This is a genomic window from Ancylobacter sp. FA202 (assembly GCF_000380205.1).
Taxonomy (GTDB): domain Bacteria; phylum Pseudomonadota; class Alphaproteobacteria; order Rhizobiales; family Xanthobacteraceae; genus Ancylobacter.
Genome location: NZ_KB904818.1, coordinates 2,766,622 through 2,781,841, shown reverse-complemented (window position 1 = coordinate 2,781,841; position 15,220 = coordinate 2,766,622). Strand labels below are relative to the sequence as shown.

General features: G+C 63.1%; 15 protein-coding genes. 4 read left to right on the top strand and 11 right to left on the bottom strand.

Features of this window, described 5'->3' with window-relative positions:
• Window positions 1-19 precede the first annotated feature (19 nt).
• Window positions 20-481, top strand: a complete 462-nt coding sequence (locus A3M1_RS0112625) for a MarR family winged helix-turn-helix transcriptional regulator (protein ID WP_018389337.1) — start codon at window positions 20-22, stop codon at window positions 479-481.
• 6 nt (window positions 482-487) lie between these two features.
• Here A3M1_RS0112625 and A3M1_RS0112620 read toward each other — a convergent pair whose 3' ends face one another.
• Both A3M1_RS0112620 and A3M1_RS0112615 read right to left on the bottom strand, forming a co-directional pair.
• Complete coding sequence (locus A3M1_RS0112620; RefSeq protein WP_018389336.1) at window positions 488-1,228, bottom strand: aspartate/glutamate racemase family protein; 741 nt, start codon at window positions 1,226-1,228, stop codon at window positions 488-490.
• Between the two features lie 16 nt (window positions 1,229-1,244).
• The gene (locus tag A3M1_RS0112615; RefSeq protein ID WP_018389335.1) at window positions 1,245-2,036 is read right to left on the bottom strand and encodes a hypothetical protein; all 792 of its coding nucleotides are present in this window, start codon (window positions 2,034-2,036) and stop codon (window positions 1,245-1,247) included.
• 345 nt (window positions 2,037-2,381) lie between these two features.
• Here A3M1_RS0112615 and A3M1_RS0112610 point away from each other — a divergent pair, with 345 nt between their 5' ends.
• Complete coding sequence (locus A3M1_RS0112610) at window positions 2,382-3,755, top strand: DUF6538 domain-containing protein (protein WP_018389334.1); 1,374 nt, start codon at window positions 2,382-2,384, stop codon at window positions 3,753-3,755.
• A 591-nt stretch (window positions 3,756-4,346) separates the two neighbouring features.
• Here A3M1_RS0112610 and A3M1_RS0112605 read toward each other — a convergent pair.
• Window positions 4,347-4,925 (bottom strand): hypothetical protein, encoded by a 579-nt coding sequence (locus A3M1_RS0112605; protein WP_018389333.1) that lies wholly within the window; start codon window positions 4,923-4,925, stop codon window positions 4,347-4,349.
• 393 nt (window positions 4,926-5,318) lie between these two features.
• The gene (locus A3M1_RS0112600) at window positions 5,319-5,774 is read right to left on the bottom strand and encodes a hypothetical protein (RefSeq protein WP_018389332.1); all 456 of its coding nucleotides are present in this window, start codon (window positions 5,772-5,774) and stop codon (window positions 5,319-5,321) included.
• Window positions 5,775-5,809: 35 nt separating this feature from the next.
• Here A3M1_RS0112600 and A3M1_RS0112595 point away from each other — a divergent pair, with 35 nt between their 5' ends.
• Both A3M1_RS0112595 and A3M1_RS0112590 read left to right on the top strand, forming a co-directional pair.
• Window positions 5,810-6,292 (top strand): hypothetical protein, encoded by a 483-nt coding sequence (locus A3M1_RS0112595; protein ID WP_018389331.1) that lies wholly within the window; start codon window positions 5,810-5,812, stop codon window positions 6,290-6,292.
• Window positions 6,293-6,406: 114 nt separating this feature from the next.
• Window positions 6,407-7,045, top strand: coding sequence for a recombinase family protein (locus A3M1_RS0112590; protein ID WP_018389330.1), 639 nt, complete (start codon window positions 6,407-6,409; stop codon window positions 7,043-7,045).
• Here A3M1_RS0112590 and A3M1_RS0112585 read toward each other — a convergent pair.
• From A3M1_RS0112585 to A3M1_RS0112555, 7 genes are all read right to left on the bottom strand, one after another.
• Window positions 6,993-7,460: a hypothetical protein gene (locus tag A3M1_RS0112585; RefSeq protein WP_245261664.1), complete on the bottom strand. Its 468-nt coding sequence runs from the start codon at window positions 7,458-7,460 to the stop codon at window positions 6,993-6,995. The genes A3M1_RS0112590 and A3M1_RS0112585 overlap by 53 nt on opposite strands.
• Before the next feature lie 388 nt (window positions 7,461-7,848).
• Window positions 7,849-8,361 carry a DUF2293 domain-containing protein gene (locus A3M1_RS0112575; RefSeq protein ID WP_018389327.1) on the bottom strand — a complete coding sequence of 171 codons (513 nt, stop codon included), beginning with the start codon at window positions 8,359-8,361 and terminating at the stop codon, window positions 7,849-7,851.
• A gap of 525 nt (window positions 8,362-8,886) precedes the next feature.
• Window positions 8,887-9,924, bottom strand: a complete 1,038-nt coding sequence (locus tag A3M1_RS25055) for a serine/threonine-protein kinase (RefSeq protein WP_018389326.1) — start codon at window positions 9,922-9,924, stop codon at window positions 8,887-8,889.
• Window positions 9,917-10,423: a hypothetical protein gene (locus A3M1_RS25890; RefSeq protein WP_245261663.1), complete on the bottom strand. Its 507-nt coding sequence runs from the start codon at window positions 10,421-10,423 to the stop codon at window positions 9,917-9,919. Before A3M1_RS25890 ends, A3M1_RS25055 begins: the two co-directional genes overlap by 8 nt.
• A 150-nt stretch (window positions 10,424-10,573) precedes the next feature.
• Complete coding sequence (locus A3M1_RS0112565; protein ID WP_018389325.1) at window positions 10,574-14,221, bottom strand: hypothetical protein; 3,648 nt, start codon at window positions 14,219-14,221, stop codon at window positions 10,574-10,576.
• A gap of 124 nt (window positions 14,222-14,345) precedes the next feature.
• Window positions 14,346-14,843, bottom strand: coding sequence for a hypothetical protein (locus tag A3M1_RS0112560; RefSeq protein ID WP_156029633.1), 498 nt, complete (start codon window positions 14,841-14,843; stop codon window positions 14,346-14,348).
• Window positions 14,844-15,035: 192 nt separating this feature from the next.
• The gene (locus A3M1_RS0112555; RefSeq protein ID WP_018389323.1) at window positions 15,036-15,218 is read right to left on the bottom strand and encodes a hypothetical protein; all 183 of its coding nucleotides are present in this window, start codon (window positions 15,216-15,218) and stop codon (window positions 15,036-15,038) included.
• Between the last annotated feature and the right edge of the window lie 2 nt (window positions 15,219-15,220).

Here is a 15,220-nt window from a genome sequence, read left to right as displayed (position 1 = left end):
ATTGGGGGAGGTTGCGGTCATGAACAGGGGCGGTTCGGACCAGCCGGACGGCGCCGGTGGCGAAGGCGGCGACGCCTATCGGCTCGACGAGCAGGTGGGCTTTCTGCTCCGCGTCGCCAGCCAGCGCCATACCGCACTTTTCACCGCGCGCATGATCGAGGGTTTGACCCCACCGCAATTCGCCACCCTTGCGAAGCTGCGAGAAATTGGCCCCTGCTCGCAGAACCATTTGGGGCGACTGATCCATCTCGACGCCGCGACCATAAAGGGCGTGGTCGACCGGCTGCAGGCCCGCGCGCTGCTGGTCATCGCCGACGACCCGCTCGACCGGCGCCGCCGCGCCGTCGACCTCTCCGTTCGCGGCCGCGAGGTCACCGACGCCGCCGTTCTTGTCGCCCGGGACATCTCCACCGCAACGCTCGAAGCACTCACCGCCCCCGAACGCGAACAAGCCTTGCGGCTGCTGCGCAAGCTCAGCTGAGGCCGATCAACTGCCCGAAGGAGCAAAATCGGCCAGCCGGCCGCTATAGGCCTTGGCACGCGGCGCGGCATAGGCCCCGCTCTTCGAGGTGACGAGGCCGACCCGCACCAGCCCCTCGGCCAGCGCCACCGCGCTCGCCACGCCGTCGATGACAGGCACGCCATGCGCCTCGCCCAGCGCGCGGGCGAGATCGGCCATGCCGGCACAGCCGAGCACGATGGCGTCCGCCCGGTCCTCGCGCACCGCACGGCCGATTTCCTCGGAGATGCGGGCGTGCGCATCGGAGGCGGGGTCCTCCAGCTCCAGCACCGCCACTTCCGAGGCCCGCACACCGGCGCAGCGCCGTTCGAGCCCCGAGCGCAGCAGGTTGGCCTCGATGACGGGGATGGAGCGCGACAGCGTCGTCACCACGCTGAAGCGATGGGCAATGAGGCTGGCGAAATGGAACCCCGCCTCACCGATGCCGACCACGGGCGCGCGGGCGAGGCTGCGGGCGGCATCAAGCCCGGTATCGTCGAAACAGGCGATGATGTGGGCATCGACGCCCAAAGCCTCCGCCTGCGCGATGGCCGCCAGCAGGCCGGGCAAGGCGAGGGCGTCGTCGTAGTGACCTTCGATCGAGGCCGGCCCCATCGTCGACGTCGCCGCGACGATCTCCGTTCCCGGCGCCGCCACCGCCCGCGCCGCCGCCGCGATCTTCTCGGTCATGGAGCGGGTGGTGTTCGGATTGACGAGATGGATGCGCAAGGAGAAAGCCCGGGAATTAGGTGAATCCGCAGACTTTTCTAGCACGACCCCGCATGCCGAGGGAACACATGCAGGCGCCTTCCCAGGCTGAGGCGCCGCCTTCGCTTTGCCTCCCGAGGACCTGCCGCAGCGACTTTTCGATCTGGCCGCCGCAATAGGCGGTGCCGTAGAGCTCGAACGATTTCTGCCGCAGCGCCGCAAGCGCAGGCACGGCCGCCACTCGCCGCGTCAGAGCCGCAAGGCAGGGCGCATGCGTCTCCAGCAATTCCTGGATGACCGGGAACCGGTCGCTCATGGTCGACCACAAGGTGCTGGTGACGATATCGGCCACACCGGGCTCGGCCGTGCCGAGCAGATAGCCACGTTCCTCGGTGAGGCCATAGCGAAGGCCGGTCGCCTCCCAGATCGTCATCCAGTGAACCAGCCGGGGGATGAAGTCCTCCCACTTCGTCGGGGTCCACATCTGCCGCCCCCCGTCCAGCGTCACTTCGTCCAGCACGTCATTGGCGTCAATAACCACTTTCACCGTCAGGGCCCGCCGCCCCGCCTCATTCCCGATGAGTCCAAGCGTCTCGCCGAGATAGAGGGCGATGGCCGGCATCTGCGACAGGGCAAGGCCGGAACGGCGCTCAACGAGAACCGGCGGCCCCATGAAGGCGACCGGCTGACGCGCGGGCGGGCACTGCATCAGCGCCTCGATCTCGTCCGCCCCGTGCTCGTCCCAGCTCTTGCCGGCATAGGCCATAAGGGCGCGGATGAACTGACCGCGAAACGGGACCGGCCAGTAATAGAAATCATAGTCGCTCACTACCAGGGCTCCTTCGGTACGGTCCCCTCGCATAAACCCGCGGAACAGGCGTCGGTTCGACCGGACAGAGCCCCGCAAGCACGCCGGACCAATGCGTATAGATGGAGGGTAGGGGAAAGACACCGACATGCCCGGTCATGCGACGCTTCGCATGGCCACTGCCGCCGCCAGACGTCGAGCGAGGCGGAGCGGCTCCATGCTGCAAAGAGAGTGGCTGGGGCGGGAGGACACTCCGATTCTACCTCTAGAACCCATATTCTATAAGGAAATCATTGCATTGGTGTAGCCGATGGGTGTATTTGGTGGGTGTATTTTCTTTCCCCAGCCACCCATTCGGAGCCCTCCATGCGCTATGACCGAACGCATCTTGAGCAGCATCGGCGGCAATGGCGCGTCCGTATCGCGGTGCCCAAGGACATCCGAGCGACAATCGGTAAGCCCCATATCGTGGTGTCCTTGGGCACGGAGAGTCTGTCCGAAGCCGCCCGGTTGAAACACGCGGTCATCGCTGAAATCCGGCAGACATTCGAGGAAGCGAGAGGCAGAGGTGTGAAGGCTCGGGATAGCCGCTTGCAGGAGGCTCTTCGCTGGAAGACCACTGAGGTGCTCGGGGACGTGCCCGAGGAAGAACGTGAGGGCCTCCTACGGGACCTGATTTATCAGCGCGCGGAGGCGATTGAAGCGAGCGATGGAGAGGCGGCCGCTGTCGAGTTCGCTTCTGTCGCGACGGGCGTCGCCACGCCTTTCCTGCCGCTGGTTGATCCGTGGCTTGATGAGCGGATCAGCATGAAGGCCCGGCAGAAGCACGACTACCGGCGCGCCATCACCAAGTTCGCGGCCTTCTGCTCCGCGATTGAGGACGTGACCCGGCGCAAGGCAGGGCAGTACGTCACGGAGCACTTCACTCAGAAGGGCATCCATCCGAGGACGATCAACAAGGATGTGTCCTGCCTGTCCTCTTTTTGGCGATGGCTGGAGAAGCGCGGGTATGTCGAAGGCGACAATCCTTGGCGCGGACAGGGGGTAAACGAGCGAGACCTAGAGGTGGTGGCGACCACCAAGCGCCCCTTCACCGACGACGAGATAACGACCCTCATCAAGGGCACGGAACCTGCGACGATGCTGGGTGATGCCATCCGCATCGCCGCACTGTCAGGAATGAGGGTCTCGGAGATAGCGAAGCTGCGTGTGAAGGACGTGCGGGACGGCCTCTTCCACGTGCTCGACGCGAAAACCAAGGCTGGGAACCGCTTCGTTCCCATCCATCCCCTAACCGCCCCCCTCGTGACCGCGCGGACGGACGGAAAGGCACCCGAAGACCGCCTCTTCAGCGAGCTTCCGGCCATCAAGGAAGGCAGTGCCATCGAGCCCGGACAGGCCATCACCAAGCACTTCGGCCGCCTCAGGACGGCCCTCAAAGTGGACGAGAAAGCCCCCGGCGCGCGCCAGAGCAATATCGACTTCCACTCCTTCCGCCGCTGGTTCATCACAAAGGCAGAGATGGCCGGACAGCCCCCGCACATCATCTCCAGCGTGGTCGGACACGCCCGGCAGGGGATGACGCTGGGGACCTATTCAGGCGGCCCTAGTGTGAACCAGTTGCGGGCCTGCGTGGAGGCCGTGCAGTTCCCGAAGGAGAAGGAACGCCGTAAAGGGGGCGGCGCGACTGCCGAGGGCGAGCACGATATTCATGAACCCCGTGAGGACCAACATCAGTGATGCCCCGTCGTTCGCCTTCTTTGCATTCCGATCAGTGACAGCCTGAATTGCTTAAAAGCGGCAACAAGTCTCCGTATCCCCATACCAATGGGCCAACGGCACCTATGAGCGGCAATACGAAATATGGGTTGGACAGCGACAGGCGTTGCACGGGGCCACCGCTCAGATAGCCGTTAGGTTCGTGCCACTCAATGCAAGCGTAGAGAGCAGCCGCAGCAAACACGACAATTGCGCCTCCCCGCTGGAAATTTACGCTACATTCTGTGTTTAAAGCCCATACTACATGTACGGATAATGCAATCGTGCTAATCCAAAACGCCACGCGGGGCGCGAGGTAATTTACGGCCTTTCGCTTCATCCATGGGTACGTATCCGGCCGCATCCATTCCTTGACCACCTTGAAGGAAAGACCGAGCGTGAATGTAGCCTCGTGGGGTATCTTGGGATGCTTCACGTTGTTCACTTCCCGCATCCGCCCAGCGGGGAACCCATTTTCCACCGTGTTGTGCTCATGGGTAATATACCTCGCCAAACTCAAGCTGCCACAACACGAGCCTATGAAGACCACCCTCGGGGTTTCTCCCTGAGACATCACCTCCAGCTTGTCGCCTCCGCCCACTCCCGAGCCTCCTTCCGCTGCTTCGCCTGAACGCCCCGATACCGGCTGACGAGCTGCTGGGTGACATCAAGGATGACGGCCATGTCCTCTTGCGTCAGCCTCGGGAAATGGTCCGACAACCAGCACACGGCCTCCTGCACCGGCATATTCTCCCGACCACTGGACACCTGAAACTCCCTGAGGGCCGCCCCGGTCACCGCTACGGGTCCCCGCCCTCCCCGGTGGTTCAGCTTCGCGAGGGCATCAGCCCACCGCTCACGGAGCCATGCCTGCCCTGCCGGGCTGATGACATCGAAGGGCGCGGCACCCTTCCTCCGTGGCTCGATCCGTCTCCCGAGCCCCTGCCGAACGGCCCAGGACGACATGCGGTGCCGCTGATGCGTCCCGCCGCCTTCGACACCCACGAAGTCCAGCTCACGCAGGACGGAGCGGACCTTCCGAGGGCCAACGCCCATGGCCTGCCCAAACTCCGTGACCGTGATCCAGTCGCCCTTGTTGATGGTGATGAGTTCGCCCGTGCGGCGGTCGAGAATTTCTTCCGTGTAGATCAAGGCATGTGTCTCCGTTCCCGCGCCGCAGTGAGGGCGAGCGGGTGTAGGCGGCCGGCAAGGGCCGCTCTGGTGGCTGTGATGGTGAGGTGAAGGCGCCCCGAGGCCGCGATGAGGGGGGCCGTGAGGGGCACGCGAGGGGACCGTTGGGCCGCCTCAAAAATAGATAGACGCCCCCTCACACGCCCACGAACGAATATCCCCGCGAGGCCCTTGGCGGGTCCGGGTTGAGGTCGTTCATGTTGTGCGAGGGGGCGCTTAGGGGCGGCAGGGAGTCGGCCCTGCGCTGGCCTCGGGTCTTCCTATAGTGGGGGCTTAGCGGCCCTCCACGCGGCGCCCTGAGGTCGCTGGGGGCTTCCTATAGTGAGGGGTTGGCCGGGCATCGCGCCGGCCGGCTCACTCCTCCCAAGGCAGCCCTTCAGCCGGGGCTTCCGGGGCCACTTCGGCCACCGGCTTGGGCTTCCGCTTCGGGGCGCCGTTCTCCATCACGACCGCCATCCACGGGCCGAAGGTCTTCACCTTCTTCGCGGCGGCACCCGCCACCAGTTCGTCCAGCCCGGCGCGGGTGAGGAAGGTGGCTTTGGAGAAGGTTGGCTCCGGGCGACCCTCCGTGGTGTCAAAGTCCTCGCGGGTGAGCGTGATGCGGTTCGCATCGGAGACCTTGAGGCCCGCGAGGATGGGCCGAGCGCCGTTCGGGGGCTTCGGGGTGTAGCCGATGGCAAGGAGGACATCGTGCGCCATGAGCATGCGGCCGTGGGCGGGGTGCCGGGTGGCCCGGATGGTCTTTCCCTCGAACCGCAAGGCGGCGAGGATGGGGGACGTAGGGGCGTGCGCAGGGGTGGCATCGGTCATGATGCGGTGGTCTCTTTTTTGTGGGGCGGGTGGAAGTGGAAGAGCTGGACGACAATGAAGAGCTGAGTTTGGTCATTCCGCTCAGGCTGAAGGCGGCAATCGCGGATGCCCTCAATCTTCACGGGCACTTAGAAAACCTAGCAGTGGAGCTTCTCTGGACGCTCAATTCGCCATCCGAGAAAGCGATGAAGAGCATCGCCAATAATACGCCGAACAGGAATTTCGCCGCCCTAAGGGAGGCTATTGAAGCACGTGGCGGGCCCGTCCCGGACGGCATGTGGAATACCCTCGCGCAGCTTCGCAAGGACCGGAATTTGATCGCGCACGGGCATTGGTCTGTCGTGCGCGGAAATGAGCCGCACGTGGTTTGGCGACAGTTTGAAATGGGGAATGCCGAGACGGCCGTAGCAGTCGGCTACCCCTATGAACGGTTCGCATGGTTCATGCGGAATGCAATTCAGTTTGTCCGCATGTTTGCGGACCTAAAGCGCCACCTCGACGACGATATGTCCTCATAGGTATGCCCTAGCGTACACCTCTCGGAGGCCCTGAAACTCCGTCCGCTGGGGTTGACATCGAGTCTGCGTACATCTTATCTGCGGACATCACCCTTGCCGACACCGGAGAGGCCGATGTCCACCATCCTCTACGCCCGCGTCTCGACTGCCGACCAAACCCTCAGCCACCAGCGCACGCACGCCGAAGCGGCCGGCTACAGCTTCGACATGGTGATTGCCGATGACGGCGTGTCGGGCGTCTCCGTGCCCCTCAGGGAGCGCCCCGAGGGCCGGAGGCTGTTCGACGTGCTGCGCTCCGGGGACACGCTCGTGGTCCGCTGGGTGGACCGCCTCGGGCGCAACTACGCCGATGTCACCGAGACCATCCGCGAGTTCATGCGCCGGGGCGTGGTGGTGAAGACCATCATCAACGCCATGACCTTCGACGGGGCCACCAAGGACCCCGTGCAGATGGCCGTGAGAGACGCCCTGATAGGCTTCATGGCGGCCACTGCTCAGGCGCAGGCAGAGGCGACCAAGGAGGCGCAGAAGGCCGGCATCGCCCACGCCAAGGCCGCTGAGGGGGCGACGAAGTACAAGGGGCGGAAGCCGACCTTCAGCCGGGAGCAGTTCACCCGCGTGGCTGAGATGCTGGCGCAGGGCGCGGGTGTGAGCGACGTGTCGAAACACACGGGCCTCACCCGACAGACGGTCTACCGGATCAAGGACGACCCGGCCGGACAGGCGAAGGCGCTGGAGGCATGGGGCCTCTGAGGCGGGGCAGGCTGCCGAGGCGCTCGCTGTACTGCCGGCGCCCATAGCTGATGATGCGGGCCGCCACCGTGCCCATGAGGAGGCCGGCAAGCGCCCCTCCACCGCTCATGAGGAAGTCGCTCCATGTGGTGGAGCGGCCGGGCGAGAGCTGCTGAAGCACCTCCATGAGCCCGCCAAGGCCGACCAAGGCGAGACCCGCGAGCATCAGCACCGCGCCCCTGCCTCGGAAAGCGAGCGCCATCAGACCACCCGTGCCCCAATAGGCGATGAAGTGGTCGGTGCCATCGGGAATGCCCGTGCGCGGCATCTCCTGAGCGGGAAGCAGGGAGAGAACCACGATGATGAAGACGCACGCGAACGCCGCTGCATAGAGGAGACGATTGACGGCGGGCGGCACGGGGGCGGGTTTGCTCATGCCTGCCGCATACAACATCGCCTCACCGAATGCAGGGCGACGCTCATCACAAGGACCGGAGCTATCGCCGTCTCTCCTAGCCGGTGGGAGCGCCTCTGAGACGGGGTTGATGGTGGGGGCCATCTCCGAGAACCCTCTCCGGCCGGCATGAGCGCCCCATAGGCAGGAACCTTCCCTCCCTATACTGGACCCGTAAGGCCTCGCTCGGGGGACGCGCACGCGCGCTCTCTAGGGACGGCTCTGCTCCATATACAGGAGGCATAATTTCCGATGAGAAATAAGTGGGTTATGAGTGGTGCCTGTTTCGGGCTCGTTGAGTTGCTCAAGGTGATGGTCTCGCGGTTTGCCGAGGTCTATTACCCGCGCCCGCAACACGGCCAGAAATGATCTAGGCCGGCTTCTGCCGCTCCAGCCATCCCCTCAGATACTCAGCAATGGCCGCGTTCTGCGTAGCGATGACGCCCGCATTGTCCTTCCGCTTGCCCTTCTTCCGGCGCCGCTCCCTGAGCTGCCTGCGGAGCTGGACATAGCCCTCATCGGTCTCAGCCGAGCCCTGCCGCCAGCGGTTCGCCATGTCCTCCACCTCCTGCGCCACGACCATCCGGGCCTCCTCGCGCGTGAGCCCCTCATTGCCGCCGTTGATCCGCAAGAGGCGCTCATAGTCCGTGCATTCGTGCCGCACGTAGTTGCTCACGAGAATGCCTGCGACTTCCCCGAGGCGACCGTAATGGCCCTTGTTCCGGGCGCGTCTGAGTATCCTGCGGCGCGTCCTGTAGCCCGCTGAAGGGTACATGGCAGCGAGATAGGTGCGGAGCTGGTCGAGAAACGCTTCGCGCTGCTCGGGGGTGGGCTCGGTCGGCGCGCGTTGGGGCTGGGCTTCGGCTGGCGTGTCGGGTGTCATGATGCCCGCGAGGATGCCGCGCGAGGCGGTTCCGAGGAAGGCGCTCAGGGCGAGTCAGATTGACTCACCAGCGGCCGGGAGCGGCGTTCGGCAGAGTGTGGGGCGGCGGGACTGAGCGGCCATGTAGGGGCCTCGCGGGGGCGCCCGTGAAGGGGACGGAATGCGGGACTGAAGGCCCCCGAGGGGGGAATCGCGGCTTTGTTCTATTTCAGATGGGCGCACGAATTTTACCAAGGAAATATTTTGGTCACCACCGGAGCCGGGAGGCGTTAGCGAGAGGCGACCTGACAATCGGAAACTAAACCTACAGAAACCTACAATAAAATACGAACTAATACTAATTTTTAGGTTTCCACTTGATCGAATTGCGTGATGAACGAAAATCCAAATGTTGGCCATCTATGATCGGAGAGATAAAGAACGGACTTCTCTTATCTATTATAGGCGCAGAGGTATCTCGCGCGCGCCTCTGTGCGGAGACAGCGCGCTTTTTGTATAGAGCTGGGTCGTTTCGGACCTTAGTCATCAGTTTTCTTTCAGAACTCTCTTAATCGCGGCCTTCGGCATGCTTGCCTTGCAAAACTCCCTCTTTTGCCTTGGCGTCCCGCCGTGAGCGCATGAGGTAAACGTCGTCGAGCCATCTGCGTTCACGACAAATCGCTTCTCGGTTCCGTTCTCTCTCTTAACCCATATCCTTCTAACGGGGTCTGGCACCGGCCTCCAATCAAAACATTGGTCGACCTCCGCAAGCGCATTGGCCACCTTAAGGGCAGACGGAAAGCGGTTGGCCGGAACTGGATCGAGGCACTTGATGATCACGCGCTGAAGCTTCTGCGGAACATGCTCGCCAAAGGCCGCGCGATCCGGGAATGTCCCTGCTGTGATGGCGCGCGCCAACCCTGCTCTATCGAGGCCCGCAGTTCCATCGAAGGAGGCAAACTGCCTATAAAATTCTTCGTTGCCGTTGATCATGCGATAGAGGGTCAAGCCAACTTGATAAATGTCGAACAGCAGATTGTATGGCGGCCCTGCCACCACCTCTGGAGGCGCCATACGAATATAAAGCTTGTCGGGAGCTGCGTGCCCAAGCTCCATTTGTTTGGCGAGGCCGAAATCGGAAAGAAGCGCCTCGCCTCTATTAGAAAGAAGGATGTTATCTGGCTTTATATCGAAGTGAATTAGACCCTTCGAATGTATGTTGTGCAACCCGCTCAACAGTTGACAGCCAAGCCGTATAACTTCCCTTACGGTCAAACGCCCACTCGACATCAGGCCCTTTACAGAGCCACGCCGATAGAATGGCATAGCTATATAGATGTTGCTCGCATCCTCGCACGCGTAATGAATTTGAACCACGTTCTGATGCGCAGTCGCATATAGATTTCGTGCCTCAGAAAAGAACTCGTCGGCATTTATCATTTTTGACTTAGAGATGGTTTTCATGACGATATCAACGCCAAGCTGAGCGTCATAAACCAGATGTGTCGTCGAGTTTCTCCCGTCCGCACCAATTTCACGTATTTCTCGGAAGGAAAGCTCAGCGCGCTTGTACGGCTTAAGCATTGACTGCCCCCATAGCGCAGAGAATTGCTTCTCGCTCGACGGAGGACAACGCCCCCCAATTCTCTACTCCCGGATCAGTGACGCCTTCAATCATTGGCTTTAACTCAGTCCTTCTGAGACTGAGTTTAGCTGCAATAGAAGAGATGTGACCGACATAAAAGGTCTCTAATTCGCTGCTGGCAAATGCCTCTTTAATGACACCCTCGATTTCGATACGAAGGATGCTAGGGTTTCTAGCGTTTGGCTCTGCCGCTCGAATCCCTGCTCGGGAAATACGATACTCTCTCAATATGTCCAATAAATTGCTCCTGACATATTTAAGAGCATCTGGGACTTCAAATGCAGCAGGGATTATTATCTGCTCCACACTCTCGATGGCCTGCGCCTCTGAGTCGTATACCGCGAAGACCACGCCAGTCGGCGCTACTCTTATGCCAATTGTGTGCATGATACCCCCAACCGTGGAAGGGATGTTTGCTACTTTTCCATCGGCAATCAAGGTGCAATTTTGACTGCGCTCAACTTCGAAGCGGGTAAGGTGCTCCAGCCAGAAAAGGCCGCCACTGCACAGCGCGTACGCCTCCTGCGCCCGCGCTGATTCCCCAAGGCAGCGCTTTCACACCGCCTTGGGGTCTTTTTCATCCCGCTCTCACCGCCCCTTCGGCGCGAAGTCGGGAAGGTCGCGGGACATGGCGCCGAACAGCATCACCATGGGCAAGGTGTTCTGCCAAATGAGCGGCCGGAGGATATCCCGTATCTCGCCACGCGACATGCGGCGGTCATCCGCCAAGGCGGCCATCAGCGCCCGCATAGCCTTCGGGATGTCGTCCGCGAGGCCAGTGGTGGGGTTACCGAACCAGAGGTCCGAGGTCTGGTCGGTGGAACGGCTGTTGAAGACGCCCGGCTGCCCGAAGGCGCGCGCGAAGGTGTCCACCAGAAGCGGCAGAAGCGCCGTCATTCCCGTCCGCTGAAGGCCGCCCATCGCGATGCCCTGAAGGGACAGGCGTTCCTCAAGCTGCTTCTCGGAGAGCATCGGCGCGTTCGCCACCGTCTGCGCGATATGACCGAGCTGCCCCGCCACCATTGTGCCGAGGAACATGGACATGCTCTCGCGGTCCCTCCAGTGCATGGCGTGGAGCATCTGCTTGGAGTGGGCCGCGACGACGAAGGTGCGGAACTGGAGCACCGTGGCTGCCACCGGGTGAGACATCCACGGCGCGAGGAGGCCGGGGCTGTTCGTCATCACCATGCGGCTGCCCTGCACATGCACCGCGCGTTCAAAGTGCGCGGCGGCCTCAAGGTCATCCCACTGGTCCAGATTGAGCCGCGCCAGTTTGAAGGAAGAACCGTCCTTCAAGGTCCGGTGCTTCTTTATCTGGTTCAGAACCCGCTCTGCCATGGCGTCCGTCAGTCCCATCTTGCGGAGCCGCTCCACCGGCACCGTGATTTCCCCCGAGGCCGCGCGAGAGAACCAGTGCACCACCGCAGAGGTGGACCAGCGGTGCAGCCATGTGTTCATGGCGTTGAGCCCTGATATCTCCATGGTGGCCCGCTTGGCCGCCCCAAGGGCTCTCTCTACGCGCACCATGAGGGGGCTGCGGTCGAAGGCCGTTCCGAACTCCCCTTCGGTGGACAGATTCCAGTCGCCAGCCGTGCGGATGCGCTCGGCACCGCGCCCGAAGACGCCCTCCAGCTCAGCCGCGAACTCGTCCTTGAGTTTGCCTGTGCGGACATCTCTCAGGAGCGCCCGCAAGCTCGGCATGCTGGACATGGCCGCCTTGAAGCCGGAGGAGAAGATGGCACCCACCTCGGGGAACTGAGCGAACCCGATCTGCCCCGCGACACGGACGAAGCCGTATTCGCGCCACAGCCGGAGCCACTGCGCATAGGCCGCGCTATGGTCGTGCAGGGGAACGCCCGCCGCGCTCTTATGGAGATATTCGATGCGCCGCTGGTCCTTCACCAAGGCGGCCTGCGGCTGGTCTATTTCATCCGCAACGGCGGCCATCTTCTGTAGATAGTGCTCCAGCTTCCCCGGCCCCGCGAGGCCGTCAATGAGAAGATGCCGCTGCCCCTCCACCACCTTCTCGACGAGCACCTGAGACAGGGCAACATGGCCGGCCATCTGATGGTTATAGGACGCCATCAGCTTGCCGATGTCCTCCTCAAGGAGCAATTCCCCGATGGTGGTCTCAAGGCCATCCGGCATCCTGATGCGGAGCCCCTCATCCAGAAGGACGCGGTGCTTGGCACGGGTGACGGAGCCCCTGTCCACCGGCCGTGCCATCGTCGCCATGACGTTCTCGATGGCCTCCGGGTCCACGCCGGGGATGTCGTGCAGGGCCGCGCGAAGGCCCTCAAGGTCATTCGAGAAGAGCCCGTCCGCCGCGCGCGCCTCCATCCCACGGGCCACCTTGCGGTGCGTGGTGAGCCATCCCCGGCTGATAGCGTGGAGCGCCTTCGGGTCGATATCGGGCTGAGCTTGGCGCATCGCTGCGGCAAACGCATCGGCCACCCCGTTATGCCCGTAGCGGCGCAGGGCGTCCCCGAGCTTGGTGTGGGAGATGACACGGTTCACATAGTTGGGCAGGGATGGCACCGTGGGGTCGAAGCCGGGGACCGGACGGCGCTGTCCGGGGAGACCTATGGCGCGGCCGGGGTCCACCGCGAGGGTGTGATAGTCGTCATACCATCTGCCCACGTCCTTCACGGCCTTCAGCACCTCCGGGTCGAAGGTGCGGGTGGGGTCCTGATTGCGCCGCGCGCGGGTGACTTCCTTCTGGAACTCCACGCGCGCTTTCTCGCGCGCGAAAGGACCAAGCCCGCGTGCATCGGCCCACGCCTTCAGATGCGGCTCAATGGCAAGCGCGCGGCGCGTGTCCATGACCTGCTGGAGCCGTGCGCGCTCCTGCGTGGCACTCCACAGGGCCGGGACATCCTTGTCCAGATTGCCCGTGCCGTCTTCCCCTAGGGCGTTTCCGAGCATGCGGGTAAGCTGGTTCTCGGAAGCCTTGGTCCGGCCGGTAGCATCGAAGCGCACGGGTGCCATGCCGGTCTTCGGGGCGTTCGTTCCATCAGCAAGGCGGATGAAGTCGTTGGCGTCCTGAGCAAGGGGCACCTGTTCTATGCCCTGAGCGGCGCCCACGGAGCTGTCCTTCGGCCGCAGGGGCTCCACGCCGTACTTGGCCTCCGTCTTCTCCACCGCCTCCTTCGAGGTTTCACGAATAACCTGCGCTTCGGGTGCCATGTGCGGCATCTTGCTCAGCGCGCCGAAAGCCGCCCCCATGAACGCTCCACCGGCGCCCGCGAGGAGCACCGCGTCCCACTCCGGGTTCGGCTTGAGGTTCTCCTCCACGCCCGCGAGGCCGGCATTGACCGCCGCCCCGGCCACCCCCGCGCTGAGGACACGCTGCATGCGGGAGAGCTTGGTGCCCCACATGATGGCGTTGCCGGTGCCTGCCGTGGCGACACCCACGCCGATGCCGATAGGGTCCCCGATGGCGGCGCCTACGGAGAGCAGAGCGCCCGTGATGCCGGCCTCGGAGAGTGTCCGCTGCCGGTCCATCTGAGCGAGCAGCTCGCGCCGGATCGAGTCCGCTTGATCGGCCGAATACGCGTTCTCAAAGGCCCGCCACCGGTCGCTCGGGATGCCCTGAGTGAGGGCCTTGAGGCGCTCATCGGTCATCTGGAAGTCGGGGTCATCGGGCAGGAGCCACGGCTTGGTGACGAGCCACCCGGTGAGGGAATGCTCGCGCGCCGCTGCCATGGCGGTTTCCCCGATACCTGGCCCCGGAGCGGCCTCAGCCGCCATCTGCTCGGGCACCGTGATGGGCCGCGTGGGGGAACGGTCGGCAACGGTGATGTCCTGCCCGCCAAGGAGGGCCGCAGCCTTGGCCTTATGGTCCGCCATCTGCGTTTCCACCTTGTCCCTGACGGTGCCCGGAGCGCCACCAGCGGCGGCGTCTGAGCGGTCGTAGAGCCCCACCCCGCCCGCGTTGATGGCGCTGTAGATATCGAGGAGGCCCATGCCGGGCTTCACCCCGGCGTCCTTCAGATAGCGCTCAGCGGCCTCTACCTGCGCCGTGATGGGCATGTCCTGCGTCACGCCGTACTTGGCGCGCTGCGGCTCGCCCCACTGTATGAGGCCGCGATGCTCGCCCCATTTGGTGGTGGGGCCTTTCTTCCACGGGTCGAAGGTGCCGCCCGTCTCGTAGGACATCGCCGTAGCGAGGTGGATAGGCTCCACCCCGAGGCGCTTGGAGGACGCGCGGATGGCGTCTGCGAGTTCGGTGTTCATGGCGATGTTCAGGGGCTCGTTAGGCGGTCGCGAGGGGGACCGGCCGGACATAGAAAAGCCCCCGCTCCGGGTGTCTGAACGGGGGCGGGAGGGGCGGCGGATAGATGGCCGGCGACGGTAATCTTTACTCGTCGATGCTGAAGCCAAACTCCCCACTCGTGTCAGGCAGATCATCTTGCAATTCCGGAAGCTCAACCAGAGCATCCAGCATCACCTCTAGAGCGCAACCAAAGCGGCGATGGGGGTGGGGTCCCCTTCTTCCGCCAGACGACGCGTCGACACGGCCTTCTAGCGCCTCGCCACAACCAGTTAGCGCCGGCCGCTCGCACAACTGATGCCAAGCATCGTAGATCTTCTGCACCTCTGAGAACCTAGTCGAAGGAGGCATGTCCGACAACATCGCGCGGAAATTTGTAAGGTCGTTGAGCAGGTTATCAACCTCCGCAATAGCCTCTTTCCTGTATTCAGACACCCACCACTCAACCGTTATACCGTCATTCATTTCATCGAATTTGGTGGAGGCGCTGCCATTCGGACTCATTTTGGAGGCTAATCCACGACCATCCGCCGACCGGCCATTCGTCGATGTAAAAGGTAGGATGTCATTCACGCGCGCGACCATAATTTGATACCTTATATCTGTTCTGCGGGAGTTGGGCAGAGACGAAAGACGCCCGCCACGACCACCGAAGGGTTCGGCAGGGGGCGGGCGAATGATCCGTAATTGCGATAGTGAGGGGTTAGCTCGACAGGGCCGGCGAGGCGGGCGATTGATCCGTAATCGCGATAGTGAGGGGTTAGCCGCAAACCGTTGTCAGCGAACGATTTGCACCAGCACGCTCACGGCTCCGAACCATGGCAGGATGAGCGACAGCACGACGCCCAAGAGCCAGCCCTTCGCGCCCCAAAAGATCATCCCGAGGGGCGCGCTGGCGATGTAGCCGAGCACGAGGACGCATGCCCCGAAGGACCCGAGGCGTTCCATGAGGTCCCTCATGT